Origin of the sequence: Thermobispora bispora DSM 43833 (assembly GCF_000092645.1) — a bacterium.
In the GTDB taxonomy this organism is placed as follows: domain Bacteria; phylum Actinomycetota; class Actinomycetes; order Streptosporangiales; family Streptosporangiaceae; genus Thermobispora; species Thermobispora bispora.
In genome coordinates this window covers 1,118,676-1,133,595 of record NC_014165.1, presented here as the reverse complement: position 1 = coordinate 1,133,595, position 14,920 = coordinate 1,118,676, and the positions used below count along the sequence as shown (strand labels likewise).

General features: G+C 73.8%; 13 protein-coding genes and 1 pseudogene. 3 read left to right on the top strand and 11 right to left on the bottom strand.

The window, feature by feature from the left end:
- Positions 1 to 43 precede the first annotated feature (43 nt).
- Both TBIS_RS05020 and TBIS_RS05015 read right to left on the bottom strand, forming a co-directional pair.
- On the bottom strand, positions 44 to 688 hold the full coding sequence (locus TBIS_RS05020) for a cyclase family protein (RefSeq protein ID WP_013131261.1): 645 nt from the start codon (positions 686 to 688) through the stop codon (positions 44 to 46).
- A complete protein-coding gene (locus tag TBIS_RS05015; RefSeq protein ID WP_420883177.1) occupies positions 685 to 2,262 on the bottom strand; it encodes a purine-cytosine permease family protein in 1,578 nt (525 codons plus the stop codon). The genes TBIS_RS05020 and TBIS_RS05015 overlap by 4 nt, the downstream gene beginning before the upstream one ends.
- A gap of 98 nt (positions 2,263 to 2,360) precedes the next feature.
- Here TBIS_RS05015 and TBIS_RS05010 point away from each other — a divergent pair, with 98 nt between their 5' ends.
- Positions 2,361 to 3,911, top strand: coding sequence for a PucR family transcriptional regulator (locus TBIS_RS05010; RefSeq protein ID WP_013131259.1), 1,551 nt, complete (start codon positions 2,361 to 2,363; stop codon positions 3,909 to 3,911).
- 20 nt (positions 3,912 to 3,931) lie between these two features.
- Here the strand turns inward: TBIS_RS05010 and TBIS_RS19725 are convergent, their stop codons facing one another.
- The 3 genes and pseudogenes from TBIS_RS19725 to rlmN form a co-directional block, all read right to left on the bottom strand.
- Positions 3,932 to 4,189 carry a DivIVA domain-containing protein gene (locus TBIS_RS19725; RefSeq protein ID WP_013131258.1) on the bottom strand — a complete coding sequence of 86 codons (258 nt, stop codon included), beginning with the start codon at positions 4,187 to 4,189 and terminating at the stop codon, positions 3,932 to 3,934.
- 1,278 nt (positions 4,190 to 5,467) lie between these two features.
- A pseudogene (locus TBIS_RS20210) lies at positions 5,468 to 5,656 on the bottom strand (DivIVA domain-containing protein); the annotation flags it as partial.
- Between the two features lie 138 nt (positions 5,657 to 5,794).
- On the bottom strand, positions 5,795 to 6,961 hold the full coding sequence (gene rlmN / locus TBIS_RS05000) for a dual-specificity RNA methyltransferase RlmN (RefSeq protein ID WP_013131256.1): 1,167 nt from the start codon (positions 6,959 to 6,961) through the stop codon (positions 5,795 to 5,797).
- A 113-nt stretch (positions 6,962 to 7,074) separates the two neighbouring features.
- On the opposite strand from rlmN, the gene TBIS_RS04995 reads away from it, so the two are divergent.
- Positions 7,075 to 8,100 (top strand): suppressor of fused domain protein, encoded by a 1,026-nt coding sequence (locus TBIS_RS04995; RefSeq protein ID WP_013131255.1) that lies wholly within the window; start codon positions 7,075 to 7,077, stop codon positions 8,098 to 8,100.
- Between the two features lie 118 nt (positions 8,101 to 8,218).
- Here the strand turns inward: TBIS_RS04995 and TBIS_RS04990 are convergent, their stop codons facing one another.
- The 6 genes from TBIS_RS04990 to TBIS_RS04965 all read right to left on the bottom strand — a co-directional run bounded on the left by TBIS_RS04990 (position 8,219) and on the right by TBIS_RS04965 (position 14,366).
- Positions 8,219 to 9,049, bottom strand: coding sequence for a phosphatidate cytidylyltransferase (locus TBIS_RS04990; protein WP_013131254.1), 831 nt, complete (start codon positions 9,047 to 9,049; stop codon positions 8,219 to 8,221).
- 172 nt (positions 9,050 to 9,221) lie between these two features.
- Positions 9,222 to 9,779 (bottom strand): ribosome recycling factor, encoded by a 558-nt coding sequence (gene frr / locus TBIS_RS04985; RefSeq protein WP_013131253.1) that lies wholly within the window; start codon positions 9,777 to 9,779, stop codon positions 9,222 to 9,224.
- Between the two features lie 9 nt (positions 9,780 to 9,788).
- Entirely contained in the window at positions 9,789 to 10,487 is a 699-nt protein-coding gene (pyrH, locus tag TBIS_RS04980) for a UMP kinase (RefSeq protein WP_050760630.1), read from the bottom strand.
- A gap of 124 nt (positions 10,488 to 10,611) precedes the next feature.
- Positions 10,612 to 11,445 carry a translation elongation factor Ts gene (gene tsf, locus TBIS_RS04975; RefSeq protein ID WP_013131251.1) on the bottom strand — a complete coding sequence of 278 codons (834 nt, stop codon included), beginning with the start codon at positions 11,443 to 11,445 and terminating at the stop codon, positions 10,612 to 10,614.
- 195 nt (positions 11,446 to 11,640) lie between these two features.
- The gene (gene rpsB / locus TBIS_RS04970) at positions 11,641 to 12,552 is read right to left on the bottom strand and encodes a 30S ribosomal protein S2 (RefSeq protein WP_013131250.1); all 912 of its coding nucleotides are present in this window, start codon (positions 12,550 to 12,552) and stop codon (positions 11,641 to 11,643) included.
- A 437-nt stretch (positions 12,553 to 12,989) separates the two neighbouring features.
- Positions 12,990 to 14,366: a CoA transferase gene (locus TBIS_RS04965; RefSeq protein WP_013131249.1), complete on the bottom strand. Its 1,377-nt coding sequence runs from the start codon at positions 14,364 to 14,366 to the stop codon at positions 12,990 to 12,992.
- A gap of 199 nt (positions 14,367 to 14,565) precedes the next feature.
- On the opposite strand from TBIS_RS04965, the gene TBIS_RS04960 reads away from it, so the two are divergent.
- Positions 14,566 to 14,919: a YraN family protein gene (locus TBIS_RS04960; protein ID WP_013131248.1), complete on the top strand. Its 354-nt coding sequence runs from the start codon at positions 14,566 to 14,568 to the stop codon at positions 14,917 to 14,919.
- Position 14,920: the final 1 nt, after the last annotated feature.

The following is a 14,920-nucleotide window of genomic DNA, read 5'->3' as shown; positions in this document are numbered from 1 at the left end:
TTGAGCCGGTCGGTGGTACGGCACCGCCGGCGCGGGCGCCGGATCAGCCCGGCACCCGGGCGACGGCGCGCACGGGGGCACCGTCGGCGGCGCCCAGGTGCAGCGGCAGCAGGAAGACCTCGATCTCGTGCCCGGCCGCCTGGGCGTCGAGGAGGCGGTCCAGGTTCCGCAGGTTCTCCGCGATCACCACGTGCGCCCCGCAGAGCGCGCGGTGGGCGCGCAGCTCATCGGGCGGGGTGGGGTCCACGCTGAGCGCGTCCACGCCCACCGTGGGGACCCCCGACTCGGCGATGAGCTCGGCGGCCTCGGCGGTGAGCCACGGGTGCGCCTCGTACTCCGGACGCCCCCAGTGGGCGTCCCAGCCCGTGGCGATCAGCAGGATCCGCCCGGGCACGATCCACGGGGCGAGCGCCTCCGGTGGGATCGGCGCGCGGGGCGGCAGGCCGCGCACGTCCGCGACGGCCGCCGGGCCGGCGAACCGCTCCAGGGGCAGCTCCTCGAGCGTGGGCAGCGCGTCGTCGATGTGGTACGGCGCGTCCACGTGCGTCCCCGACTGCGACCCGAGGTGGAGGGCGAGGACGTTCACGCCGTCGCGGGCGACGGTGAGCGCCGGCTCCAGCCGCACCTCGGGATCGCCGGGGTAGACGGGCATCCCCGTGCCGATCCGCACCGAAAGGTCGATGATCACCTGACTCCCTGCGCCTCGGCGAGGACCCTGTCCCGATCAACGATAGGCGGGACCGAGGTCTCCACCGCGCGGACCAGGCGCGGGCCGGCCGGGCCGTACGCGGCGCGCGGCTCCGGGAAGATCAGGAGCAGCGCGAGGTACAGCGCGGCGGGGAGGACGAGGGCGAGCGGGAGCGAGATGTCGACCCCGCCGGCGAGCTCGCCGAACGGCCCGACGAACTGGCCGGGGATGTTGGTGAAGAGGAGCGCGATCACCGCGGAGACGATCCAGGCCGACATGCTCCGCCAGTTCCAGCCGTGGGTGAACCAGTAGCGCCCGCCGCGCTGCCGCCGGTTGAACACCTGCAGCGCCTCGGGGTCGTACCAGCCGCGCCGGGTGACGTAGCCGATCATCATGATCACCATCCACGGCGCGGTGCAGGTGATGATCAGCGTGGCGAACGTGGAGATGCTCGTGGTCAGGTTGGCGGCGAACCGGCCGACGAAGATGAAGACGATCGACAGCGTGCCGATGAACAGGGTCGCCTGCACCCGGCTGAACCGCGGGAAGACGCTGGAGAAGTCGAGCCCGGTGCCGTAGAGCGCGGTGGTGCCGGTGGACATGCCGCCGATCAGGGCGATCAGGCAGACCGGGAAGAAGTACCAGGACGGCGCGATCGCCAGCAGCCCGCCGACGTAGTTGGGGGCCTCCGGGTCGAGGTACGGCGCCGCCTTGGTCGCGATGATCGACGCGGTGGCGAGGCCGAAGAAGAAGGGGAGGATGGTGGCGATCTGGCTGAAGAACGCCGCGGCCATCACCCGCCACCGCGGGGTGCTCGCCGGGATGTAGCGGGCCCAGTCGCCGAGGAACGCGCCGAACGACACCGGGTTCGACAGCACGATCAGCGCGGCCCCGATGAACGAGGGCCAGAACAGCGGGTCCGAGGTGGAGGCGAAGGTCCCGGGGTAGGACGGGTCGAAGTCCCCGGCGAACGCGATCGCGCCCAGCACGAAGAGGAGCGACGCCGCGACCACCGCGATCTTGTTGACGAAGAGCATGAAGCGGAAGCCGTACACGCACACGATGAGCACGAGCACGGCGAAGATCGCGTAGGCGACCCCGTAGACCGGCTCGTTCTCCGGCAGGTCGATGAACTTGGCCGCCCCGCCCACCAGCGCGTCACCCGAGGACCACACCGAGATGGAGAAGAAGGTGATCGCGGTGAGCAGGGAGAGGAAGGACCCGACGATCCGGCCGTGCACGCCGAAGTGCGCGGAGGACGAGACGGCGTTGTTGGTGCCGTTGGCCGGGCCGAACAGCGCCATGGGCGCGAGCAGGAGGGCGCCGGCGACGAGGCCGAGCAGGGTGGCGGCGACGCCCTGCCAGAACGAGAGGCCGAAGAGGATGGGGAAGGCGCCGAGCACGCAGGTCGCGAAGGTGTTGGCGCCGCCGAAGGCGAGCCGGAACAGGTCGAACGGGCGCGCCGTGCGGTCGGCGTCGGGGATCCGTTCGACCCCGTACGTCTCGATCTCGGTTATCCGTTGCGAACCAGCCACGATCTTCTTCCACGGGGAGACGGTGTACGGGGTGTCGATGGGCAAGTCTCCGCCAGGCCCCAGAAATACGACAATTGGTACAGGAACGAAGAAATGTCGCAGAGTTGTGGCCAACGACAACACCCCGAAGGTGAACCGTGGGTGACAGCACACTGACCGTGGAGCACCTGATCCGGGCCCCGGCCCTCCAGCTCCGCGTGCTCGCCGGGCACCGCGGACTCGACCGGTCCGTCTCCTGGGCGCACGTCAGCGAGCTCGAGGACCCGACACCGTGGCTGCTCGGCGCGGAGATCATCATGACCACCGGGATCGGCGTGCCCCGCGACCCGGACGCGCAGCGCGCCTACCTCGAGCGGCTCGACGACGCCGGGGTCGCGGCGCTCGCCCTCAGCGCCGGCCTCCACGTGCCCCCGCTCTCCCCCGCCTTCTTCGCGGCCGCCGAGGAGCGCGGCTTCCCGGTGCTCGAGGTGCCGCTCGCCGTCCCCTTCATCGCCATCGCCCAGGAGGTCGCGGCCGCGGTCCAGGAGGACCAGCGGCAGCGGCTCGGCGCCCAGCTCCAGGTGTTCGGCGCGCTCCGCTGGATCGCCTCCGAAGGGCTCGACCCGGCCGGGCTCTTCCGGCGGCTGGAGCGGCTCTCCGGGTACGACGTCTACCTGAGCACCCCGCAGGGGCGCCCGCTGCTGCCCGGGGTGCCCGTGCCGCCGCCCACGGTCCCCCTGCCCACCTCGGCCGACACCGCGCCCACCATCCCCGGCGGCTTCGTCCTGCCCGTGCCCGCCCCGGACGGCCCGGCCGGGTTCCTCGTCGCCCTCGAGCGCGAGGGCGCGCGGCCCGCCGGGCTCGCCGTCGTCCAGCACATCGCGACCGTCGCCGCCCTCCAGGTGGCGATGGTGCGCAGCGAACGGGAGACCCTACGCCGGCAGGGCGCCGAGACCCTGGCCGAGCTGCTGCAGGACGTGCTCGATCCGGCCGCCGCCCGCCGGCGGCTCGCCCGGATGGGCCTGCCGCCCGGCGCGGACGTGGTGCTGATCGCGGTGCGGCGGGCGCCCGAGGAGGCCGTGGTCCAGGCGCTCGACGAGTTCCCGCACCTGATGCTCCGCCACCACGAGACCCTCTTCGTGCTCGCCCCCCACCTCGTTGCCGGCCCCGGCGGCGCGGAGCGGCTGCCGGTGTACGAGGCGGCGCGGCTGCGCGACATCCCCGGCATCGCGGCCGGGGTGAGCCGGCCGCTGGCCCAAGGGGACCCCCTCCGGATCGCCCGGCGCGAGGCGCTCTGGGCCGCCTCCCGGGCGGCCGAGTCCGGGCAGCCGTTGGTGGCCTACGGGGAGGACCCCATGGGCCGGTGGCTGCCCGACGACGTGAACGTCCTCTCCGACCTGGTCGAGCACGTGCTCGGCGACGTGCTCCGGTACGACGCGGAGCACGGTTCGCAGCTCCTCGTCTCGGTCCGCACCTGGATGGAGCGCGACCGCCGCCTGGAGGACGCGGCGAAGGCGCTCCACATCCACGCGAACACGCTCGCCTACCGGCTGCGCCGCTTCGGCGCGCTCACCGGCCGCGACCTCACCACCACCGCCGACTTCGCCGAGGTGTGGCTCGCCATCCGGGCCGCCGAGCAGCTCGGCGTGGCCTCCGGCGGGCCCGCGCCGGGAGAGGAACACGCCCGGCGGGACCGGCGCCCCGGCTGAGCCGCGGGGCGCCGCGGCGCTCAGGCGCGCTTCACCGCCTGGCGGCACGGCGGGGTCCCGTGCCGCTCGAGCAGGCCGGCGATCTCCGCGAGGAGCGCGTCCACCTCGTCGATCGCGTACCCCGTGCGGAGCACCACCGTGGTGAACATCGCGTCCCGCACGTCCTGCGCGGTGAGCGGGTGCTCGGCGGTCCCGCGCAGGGTGGCGACCACCCGGTCGAGGAACGCGTCGACCTCGTCCTCGTGGTAGCCCATGCCGAACCGGGCCGGGCGGAACACGGCGCGCTCCACCCGGGCCGCCTGGGCCTCCCACCACTCCGGTGTGCCCGGGGCCCCCGCGCCGGAACACTCCCCGGAGCGCCCGGAACCGGGCTCCTCGGAACGCCCGCCGGGCTCGCCGGGACGCTCCGCCGGAGAGGCGCCGGGGTCGCGCCGCCGCCGTCCGGCGTCCGGCTCGGCGCTTCCCGCTCCCTTCCCGCTCCGCGGTACGGCCCGCTCAGCGGCGGCCGGATCCGGTTTCGCGGCGTCCTCCGGCCGGGAAGCGGCCGGTTCCGGTGCCGAACCCGGCGCGCGAGCCGCGTCGGCCGCCCGATCGGGCGCGGGGCCGGGCCGGTCTCCGGCGGGGTCACCCGCGGGTTCCTCGGCGGGCGGGGCGGGCGTCCGAACGGGCGGAGCGGGAACGGACGTGGCGGCGCGAGCCGGCGACGGCGCGGACGCCGGGCCCGCCGCGGCGGCCACCGGACGGGACGCCGAACCCCCATGCGGACGCACCGGCGCGGAACCGGACGCCCCGCCCGGCGGTTCGGGCGCGGATCCGGGCCGCCGATCCACGGACGGGGCGACGGGGCCCGCCGCGGGAACCGGGCCGGGACGGGCATCCTCCGCGGGCGCACCGCCGGGCGCGCGCTCATGCGGGTACGGCACGGGCACGGTCGGGGCCGTGGCCGCCGGATCGGACGGCGAATCCGCTTCGCCCGCCGGCCGCTGGGCGGGCGCGCCGGGCGCCTGCGCCGATCCCGTGGGCGGCGCGGCGGGCGCCGGCCCCGATGGAGCGGCGGGCGCCTTCTCCGGTGGAGCGGGGACCGCGGGTCCGGCCTCAGCCGGAGCGGGCGTGTGGGAGGGCGGAGCGGGAGCGGACGCGCGAGGCGGCGGCGCGGGCGCCGGGCCCGCCGCGGCGGCCACCGGACGGGACGCCGAACCCCCATGCGGACGCACCGGCGCGGAACCGGGCGCCCCGCCCGGCGGTTCGGGCGCGAAACCGGGCCGCCGATCCGCGGGTGCGAAAGTACCTGCCGCAGGCGCCGGACCCTGCTGGGAATCCTCCGCGGGCGCACCGCCGGGCGCGCGCTCGCGCGGGTGCGGCGCGGGCACCGGTTCGGGGGCCGGGCCAGCGGGCTCACCGGGCCCACGGCCGTGCGGGTGCGGCGCGGGCCCCGGCTCCGGTTCCGGGCCCGGGGGCGCGGCGGCGGATCCGGAACCGGCCGGCGGGGCGGCCTCGGCCCGCTGCGCCGCGGTGGCGCGGGCCTCGAGGGCGACGATGAACGCGTCGAGCGCGGAGTCCACCGCGAGCTCGTGGTATCCGCCGAGCTTGACGTCGAACTTGGCGTTCCGGATCTCGTCGGGGGTGACCGGGGGACCGTCGATCGGTCCTGGGCCGAGTGTCTGCTCGATTCGGCGGATCAGTGCGTCGACCTGCTCAGGGTCATAACCGAGCCGTACCGGCAGGACGCGCGGAAAGCGATGCATGCACTCCCCCTCGGCCGTCTGGTCCCAGCCCGTACATTGTCCCGGTACGGCACGGCGCTGGCGAGTCCGCGAGAGAGGCGGCCGGCCCGCCCGGCGCCGGCCCCGATCTCACCGGCTCCGGCCCGGCCCTCCGCACCCTCAGCGGGCCCCGGCCTTCCGGTCCTCCCGGTCCCGCGCCGCGAGCTGGCCGCAGGCGCCGTCGATCTCCCGGCCCCGGGTGTCCCGTACCGTGACGGGGATGCCGTACGACTCCAGGCGGCGGACGAACGCCCGCTCGTCCCGCGGCCGCGAGGCCGTCCACGGGGAGCCCGGGGTGGGGTTGAGCGGGATCAGGTTGACGTGCGCGAGCCTGCCCTGGAGCAGCCGGCCGAGCAGGTCCGCGCGCCACTCCTGGTCGTTGATGTCCCTGATCAGGGCGTACTCGATGGACACCCGCCGCTTGGTGACGGCCGCGTAGTTCCAGGCCGCGTCGAGCACCTCGGCCACCTTCCACCGGGTGTTGATCGGCACGAGGGTGTCCCGCAGCTCGTCGTCGGGCGCGTGGAGCGAGACGGCGAGCGTCACGGGGAGGCCCTCCTGGGCCAGCCGTTCGATGGCGGGAACGAGACCGACGGTGGAGACCGTGATGCCGCGGGCCGAGATGCCGAGCCCTTCGGGGACCGGGGAGGTGAGCCGGCGGATCGCGGCCACCACGGCCTTGTAGTTCGCCATGGGCTCGCCCATGCCCATGAAGACCACGTTGCTGATCCGGCCCGGCCCGCCCGGCACCTCGCCCTTGGCGAGCGACCGGGCCCCGGCGACGACCTGCTCGACGATCTCGGCCGTGGAGAGGTTCCGGGTCAGCCCGGCCTGGCCGGTGGCGCAGAACGGGCAGTTCATGCCGCACCCCGCCTGCGAGGAGACGCAGATGGTGGTGCGGTCGGGGTAGCGCATCAGCACGGACTCGACGAGCGCGCCGTCGAACAGCCGCCAGAGGGTCTTCCGCGTGGTGCCGCCGTCACAGGCGAGCTCCCGGACCGGGGTGAGCAGCGGCGGCAGCAGGGCGCTCACCAGCCGGTCGCGGCTCCCGCCGGGCAGATCGGTCATCTGCTCGGGCGAGGCGGTGAGCCTGCCGAAGTAGTGCCGGGAGAGCTGGTCGGCGCGGAACGGCCTCTCCCCCAGTTCGGCCACCGCATCCCGGCGTTCGGCCATGGTGAGGTCGGCGAGGTGGCGGGGCGGCTTGGCGCGGCGGGGCGCGGTCAAGGTCAGCCGCACGGGTGCCGGCGGCCGGTTGCCGGGCAGGCCGCTGTCGGGGTGCTCGCTCACGGATACCCTTCCGATCTCCCGGGGACGAGGGCTCGGCGACATGGTCTTCACCGTGCCGGAGGCGGACTCTACATTCTGCTTGACGGGGCAAGGCCAGGAGCCGGAGGTGAGGTGTGGGCACCAGTGTCGTGCTCTCCAGCCCCAACCCTTATGGAAGCCGCACCCTGACGATCGAGACGGATCGGACCTCGTCCGTAGCGTACCTGCGGGACGCGGAAGGGACCATCCGCGCGGCCGTCTGGCTCGCCAACCATGGCCCCGCCCCGGAGGAGCTCGACCGGGCCCGCATCGACGCTGGCCTGCCGCCCGTGATGCCGCGGGCGAACACCAGGCACCCGGACGGCACCCCGCCGCTCGATCCGGCGGCGCTCTCCGTGCTCTGGTTCGAGGAGGGCGACGGCGTGGCCGTCTACCAGGACGGCGAGCTGCTCGCGGTGATCCCGGGCTGGGCCGACGTACGGCACGGCATCCCCGGGTACGCGCGGGACGCGGTCGGCGACTCACCGGTCGCCTGCCCGCTCGACGAGGCGCTCGGGGAGCTGTCGGCCCGGCTCGCGCGGGCCCGCGCCCACTGGGAGCGGCAGGACACGGGGTGGGTGTCCGAACGGCTGGCCGTGCTCGGCCATCTCGACCGGCGGGCCGGGCCGCAGGGGCGCTACTGGGAGGTCGGCGGCGGGCTCCCGGTGATCGGCGTCTCCGAGCGGCCCCCGATCCCCGGCCGGGGCTTCACCGTGCTCTCCACGGTGGGGATGTGCTTCCAGCGCATGCCGGCCGCCGAGCTGTACGGCGCGGCCTGCCGGGTGGAGCTCGCCGTGGCCACCACGGAGGACGCGCGCGCGGCGCGCTGGCTCCTCGCCTGGCTCGGGCGGTACCCCTGGCAGTCGGTGACGTGGCTGGGCCCCGGGCACACCGCCCGCTGGCCGGACGGGCACCGCCGGTTCCCGCTCGGCGGCGGGCACCGCGGGGTGGTCATGCTCGCCGACCCGCCGGGCGCCCCGGACCTGTCGGGGCTCACCGTCTGCGGCGACCCGGTGCTGTGGCTGTGGCTGCTCCCGCTCACCGAGGCCGAGCTCGACGTGGCCGTGGTCCGCGGGGCGGGGGCGCTCGCCGACCGGCTCGCCGTACCCGGCCGCGCCTAGCCGGCGCCAGGCCGTACCCGGCCGGGAACGGCCGGTGCCGCGCCATATCGGACGCGGGCCGGCGGGGGCCGGCCGTACCGGACGAGGCCGGCAAGGGCCGCCCGTACCGGGCCGGGGCTCAGGCGGTCGCCGGCGGCACGAGCACGGTGAGCAGGAGCCAGAGCGGGACGAGCGTGAAGAGCAGGGAGTCGGCGCGGTCCATGATGCCGCCGTGGCCGGGCAGCAGCGCGCCCATGTCCTTGATGCCGAGATCGCGCTTGATGATCGATTCGATGAGGTCGCCGAGCGTGGCGCAGACGACGGCGACCGCCCCGACGAGCGCCCCCTGCCACCAGGCACCGTCGAGGAGGAACCGGACGAGCAGGGCCCCGCACACCACGCAGGCGATCACCGAGCCGGCGAAGCCCTCCCAGGTCTTCTTCGGGCTGATCACCGGCGACATGCGGTGCTTGCCGAAGAAGATCCCCGCGAAGTACCCTCCGATGTCGCTGCAGATCGTGACGGCGACGAAGATGACGATCCGGTGCGCGCCGTCCTCCGGCCGGAGCAGCAGGGGGGCGAACCCGGCGAGCAGCGCGGGGTAGACCGCGATGAACACCGTGGCGGTGGCGTCCCGTAAGTACCCCTCCGCCCCCTGGAACATCCGCCAGGCGAGCAGCACCATCACGGTGACCGCGAACGCGCCGAGCAGGAAGACGGGACCGCCCCAGTAGGCCCCGGCGACCATCACCGTCATGCCGGCGAGCAGCGGGACCTCGGGAACACGGATGTCCCTGGCGGCGACGGCCCGCGCCAGCTCGTGAATGCCCAGGCCGGCGAAGCCCAGCACGACGATGAGGAAGGCGGCCTTGACGACGTAGAGAAAGGCGAGGACCACGGCGCCCAGCGCGACGCCGACCGCGACGGCCGCGGGGAGGTTGCGCCCGGTGCGGCCCGTTCCCCCGGTCACCGGTCCGGCTCCGGGCTGGACCCCCCGCGGTCCTTCAGGGTCCCGCCCGCTGGCGGTAGCCGTTCCTTCCACAACGTCCTACTTCCCATACACGTGATCCTTGTGCCGGCGCCGCGGGAACGCGGTGGGCACAAGGATCATCGGCGGGTCATGCGGCGGCCGGAGCGCCCGATCAGACCTCGAGCAGCTCGGCTTCCTTGTGCTTGAGCATGTCGTCGATCTTGGCGACGTGCTTGTGGGTGAGGTCGTCGAGCTCCTTCACCGCACGGTGCACCTCGTCCTCCCCGACCTGGCCCTCCTTGACCAGCTTGTCGAGGGCCTCCTTGGCGTGCCGCCGGATGTTCCGCACGGAGACCCGGGCGCTCTCCGCCTTGTTCCGCGCCATCTTGATGTACTCCTTGCGGCGCTCCTCGGAGAGCTCGGGGAAGACGACGCGGATCACGTTGCCGTCGTTGCTCGGGTTCACCCCGAGGTCACTGTCCCGGATGGCCTTCTCGATCGCGTTCAGCGCGCTCTTGTCGAACGGCTGAATGATCACCAGGCGTGCCTCGGGCACATGGAACGACGCGAGCTGCTGGAGCGGGGTCGGTGATCCGTAGTAATCCACGTTGATCTTGTTGAAGATCGCGGGGGTGATACGGCCGGCGCGGATCGTCGCGAAGTCCTCCTTCGCGACCGACACCGCCTTGTCCATCTTCTCCTCAGCCTCGAGGAGGGTTTCGTCGATCACTGCGGCTCCCTATCTTCCAGCCGGACTCACCAGCGTGCCGATCTTTTCACCACGGACCGCCCGAAGGATGTTACCCTCGCCCATCAGGTCGAAGACCACGATGGGCAGCCCGTTGTCCATGCACAGACTGATGGCGGTCGCGTCCATGACCCGGAGACCGCGCTTCAGTACCTCACCGTACTCGAGCCGATCGAACTTGACCGCATCGGGATTCTGCCGCGGGTCCGAGTCATAGACACCGTCCACCTGCGTGCCCTTCAGCAGGGCCTCGGCTCCGATCTCCAGGGCGCGCTGGGCCGCGCACGTGTCGGTGGAGAAGAACGGGGAACCGAGGCCGGCGCCGAAGATGACCACGCGTCCCTTCTCCAGGTGGCGGATGGCCCGCCGCGGCAGGAACGGCTCGGCCACCTGCTGCATGGTGATGGCCGTCTGCACCCTCGTGTCGATGCCGCGCTTCTCGAGGAAGTCCTGCAGGGCGAGGCAGTTGATCACCGTGCCGAGCATGCCCATGTAGTCGGCCCGGGCCCGGTCCATGCCCCGCTCGGACAGGGCTGCGCCGCGGAACATGTTGCCGCCGCCGACCACCACGGCCACCTGCACGCCCTCGCGGACGGCCTCGGCGATCGAGTCGGCGAGGTGGGCGACGACGAGCGGGTCGATGCCGAGCTTCTCACCCCCGGCGAACGCCTCGCCCGACAGCTTGAGCATGACCCGCTTCCAGCGCAGCCGCCCGTGGCGCGGCGAAGCCGCCGACGTGGCGGGTCTGGTCTCTTCCTGCACGGCGGCGGCCTCCTTCGTCACGTCTACGGTCGAACGGCTCCTGACTACGGGATCACGCCTGGCCGACCTTGTACCGGGTGAAGGACAGGACCTTGACCCCGGCCTCCTCCGCGACCTGGCGGATCGTCTTCTTGTTGTCCTTGACGAACGCCTGCTCCAGCAGGGTGAAGTCCTTGTACCAGGCGTTCAGCCGGCCCTCGACGATCTTCGGGATCGCGGCCTCGGGCTTGCCCTCCTCGCGGGTCATCCTCTCGTAGAGCTCGCGCTCCTTCTGGACGACCTCGGCGGGCACGGTGTCCGGGCTGAGGTACTTGGGCGCCATGGCGGCGGTGTGCTGGGCGATGTCCTTGGCGACCTCGGCGTTCGGCTTGTCGAGCTGGACCAGCACGCCGATGGCCGGCGGGAGCTGCGGGTCGGTCTTGTGCAGGTAGGAGGTGATGTACCCGCCCTCCAGCAGCGTGAACCGGCGGATCTCGATCTTCTCGCCGAGCGCGGCGTTGGTCTCGTCCAGCCGCTCCTTGACGGTCTTGCCGTCGATCTGGGACTCGAGCAGGGTGGGCACGTCGGCTGGCTTGGTGGCCGCGATGTGCTTGACGATGTCCCGGGCGAGCGCCTGGAACCGCTCGTTCTTGGCGACGAAGTCGGTCTCACAGTTGAGCTCGAGCAGGGCGGCGAGCGAGTCGCCCACGTGCTCGACCGCGATCAGCCCGTTTGAGGCGGTGCGGGCCTCGCGCTTACCGACGTCCTTGGCGCCCTTCAGGCGCAGCAGCTCGATGGCCTTGTCGAAGTCGCCCCCGGCCTCCTCGAGGGCCTTCTTGCAGTCCATCATGCCGGCGGCGGTCAGCTCGCGAAGCCGCTTCACGTCGGCCATGCTCACGGAAGCCATATCTCTGATCCCCTTCGGGAACGCGATGCGTTTCGTCTATGCGGACGGTGCGCCCCGGAGCCGGAACGCCCGCGGTGGGACCTGCGCCGGTACGGCCGAGCGTACCGGCGCCGGGTCCCGCTCATGCTCCTGGATCCCCCGTCACCGGGGCCGTGCCGTACGGCCCGCACGGCGCGCCGGGGATCCGCGGCGGTCTCAGGCCTTGTCGCCCTGCTCGGCGGCGGGCGCCTCAGCGGGCTGCTCACCGGCCGGAGCGGCGGCCTCACCGGTGGCGGCGGGAGCCTCCCCGCCGGTCGCCGCCGCGGCGGTCTCGGTACCCGCGCCGGAGCCGCCCTCGAGCAGCTCGCGCTCCCACTCGGCCAGCGGCTCACCGGCCGCGACGCCGGAGGGCTTGTCGTCACCGCGGGCGCCGCCCGCCCGGCTCATCAGGCCGTCCGCCACCGCGTCGGCGATCACCCGGGTGAGCAGGCTGACGGAGCGGATCGCGTCGTCGTTGCCGGGGATCGGGTAGTCGACCTCGTCGGGGTCGCAGTTGGTGTCGAGGATGGCGACGACCGGGATGCCGAGCTTCCGCGCCTCGTTGACCGCGATCTGCTCCTTCTTGGTGTCCACGACCCAGACCGCGCTCGGCACGCGGGTCATGTCGCGGATACCGCCCAGGGTGCGCTCCAGCTTCTCCTTCTCGCGGCGGCGCATGAGGAGCTCCTTCTTGGTGAGCCCGGACCCCGCCACGTTGTCGAAGTCCATCTCCTCGAGCTCCTTGAGCCGCTGGAGCCGCTTGTGCACGGTCGAGAAGTTGGTGAGCATGCCGCCCAGCCACCGCTGGTTCACGTACGGCATGCCGACCCGCGACGCCTGCTCGGCGATGGCCTCCTGCGCCTGCTTCTTCGTCCCGATGAAGAGGATGGTCCCGCCGTGCGCGACGGTCTCCTTGACGAACTCGTACGCACGGTCGATGTAGGAAAGGGACTTCTGCAGGTCGATGATGTAGATCCCGTTGCGCTCCGTGAAGATGAAGCGCTTCATCTTCGGGTTCCACCGACGGGTCTGGTGGCCGAAGTGGACGCCGCTCTCGAGCAGCTGCCGCATGGTGACGACAGGCGCCATGATGGTCCTTCCAGCTATGTGCCCGCAGGCACTCCCTCGGTTGGTCACGCGGGCTCCCCTCACCCGCGTCCTGACGCCCGGGACCGCTTCCGCCGGAGCCTGTCCGGACCGAGGCGCGATCCCACGGGTGGGCGTGCGAATTGGCCCACGGCAGCGGGCCGCGAACAGTCTACCGGTCCCGGCCATCGCGGAGGACGAATCGACCTGATCGTGCCATGGCGTCCCGGCGCGCCGCCGGTCGGCCCGCCGGCTGGGCACATGCCCGGTCCGCCACGGTCTGTCGGATTCCCGGTCGGAGGGTTCCCGGTCGGGCGCGTCCCCGCGGATCCCGCGGCCGCGCACCGTACCGCGGGCACGGGTGCGCGGTCCGGGCGCGGTCCCCGCGGTACGGCGCGCCGCGGGGCGGTTCCCCGCCAGTGGATCGCGCCCGCCACCCGTCATTCCGCGCCGGCCGGCCACGCCGGAGGATGCTCGCCCGGCCGGGGCGGCGGAGCGGCCCAGTACGGCTCCGCTCCGTCGATCAGGCCCGGTGGCCGCACATAGGTGAGCGTGCCGAACGGGCTGTCCATCGTCGCCAGCAGGTCGTCGGCCGGGGGCGGGACATGGCCGCCGTCCACCCGGCCGAGGTCGTCGAGCCACTTGGCGGTCCGGGCCAGGGAGACCTCGACGTGCCAGGAGCCGCCCTCCGCGCCGCGGCGCAGCAGGCCGGCGACCGCGCCGAACGCGGCCAGCCAGCCGGTGCCGTGGTCGAGCGCCTGGGCCGGGAGCGGGGCCGGGCGGGTGCCGTCACCGTTCTCATGGGCGATCCCGCACGCCATCTGGACCAGGCTGTCGAACCCCCGCCGGCCGGCCCACGGGCCGCGGGAGCCGTACGCGGAGATGTCCACGCAGACGATGCCCGGCCGCAGCCGGGCGAGGTCCTCGGGGCCGAAGCCCCTGGCGCGCAGCGCGCCCGGCCGGTAGGCCTGGATGACGACGTCGGCCCGCCGTACCAGCTCCCGCAGCGTCTCGGGCTCCCGGCGCAGGTCGATGTGGCACGACCGCTTGCCGAACGCGGTCTCCACGACGAGCCCCGGCACCTCGGGCAGGTGCGCCGCGCCGACCCGCAGCACCTCGGCGCCGTGCGCGGCGAGCGTGCGGGCGGCGACCGGGCCCGCGATCACCCGGCTCAGATCGAGCACCCGGACGCCGCGCAGCGGCCGGTCCGGGGCTCCGCTCGCCTCCCGCTCGTGAGGACCGGATGGTCCCGGCAGCCGGGCGAGGCCGACCAGGGGCAGCCCGGCCACCGCGCGCGACTGAGGGTGCGCCAGCCACTCGGCCCGGGTCCGCATCGCGGCCGCGCACCCGCCCTCGCGGATCACCGCCTCCTCGATCTCGATCGCGGTACGGCTCGCGCACGCCCGGCCGACGTCCTCCGCGTCCGCCCCGGCGGGCAGGCTCAGCGCCCGGAGCGCCGCGTCCCGGTGGTGCGCGAAGTTGCAGTGCAGCCGGACCCAGCCGTCCCGGGTGCGGTAGTCGCCCGACAGCGGCGCCCACAGGTCGATCGGCCGGCCGTCGACCCGGAAATGCCGCTCGCTGCGGAAGGCCTCCGCCGCATGCCGGACATCGACGAGGACCTCGGGGTCCCGCCCCGACCGGCCGGGCCCGCGCCGCGCGTACCGGGCCACGGCTCCGGTGAGCGCGCCGACGCACGCGGCGGCGGCCGTGCCGATCGGGAAGACCGAGGGCAGCGCGGGCTCGCCGCCGGTCACCCGCACCGGCGGCAGGTCGATCCCGGCGGCCTCGCCCAGCTCCTCGATCAGCGCCTCGATCATGATCGCCTCCTCATCCGGACCGACCGTATCCGGGCGGCCTCCGCGGCCGAGCGCCGCCCCAGGGTCAGCAGGTTGTCCACCGGCCCAGGCTCAGCCGCTCGTCCACCGCCCCGGGCTCGGACAGGTTGTCCACAGAACGACATTCGGCCACTCGGGGGCCCGCCCCGATCGGCGACCGTTCGGAACCGGAGGTGGTCCGATGGCCGCGAAGGATCGGCTGGGCAGGGACGGCGAGCGGGTCGCCGAGGAGTACCTCCGGGCGGAGGGCATGCGGATCCTCGCCCGGAACTGGCGCTGCCGGGAGGGCGAGATCGACATCCTCGCCCAGGACGGGAGCACGCTCGTCGTCGTCGAGGTGAAGACCCGGTCAGGCCGCAGCCACGGCACGGCGTTCGAGGCGGTGACCCCGGCCAAGCTCCGGCGCCTGCGGATGCTCGCCGCGCGCTGGCTCGCCGCGCAGGGCGAGCGCTTCGACGCGGTCCGGATCGACGTGGTCGCCCTGGAGCGGTTCGCCGGGGACTTCGCGATCCGCCACGAGCGGGGGGTGTGCTGAG

Excerpts from the sequence above, each read along its gene's own strand:
- pyrH (WP_050760630.1), bottom strand. The coding sequence starts at position 10,487 with ATGCTCAAGCTGTCGGGCGAGGCGTTCGCCGGGGGTGAGAAGCTCGGC.
- tsf (WP_013131251.1), bottom strand. The coding sequence starts at position 11,445 with ATGGCTTCCGTGAGCATGGCCGACGTGAAGCGGCTTCGCGAGCTGACC.
- rpsB (WP_013131250.1), bottom strand. The coding sequence starts at position 12,552 with ATGGCGCCTGTCGTCACCATGCGGCAGCTGCTCGAGAGCGGCGTCCAC.
- TBIS_RS04965 (WP_013131249.1), bottom strand. The coding sequence starts at position 14,366 with ATGATCGAGGCGCTGATCGAGGAGCTGGGCGAGGCCGCCGGGATCGAC.
- TBIS_RS04960 (WP_013131248.1), top strand. The coding sequence starts at position 14,566 with ATGGCCGCGAAGGATCGGCTGGGCAGGGACGGCGAGCGGGTCGCCGAG.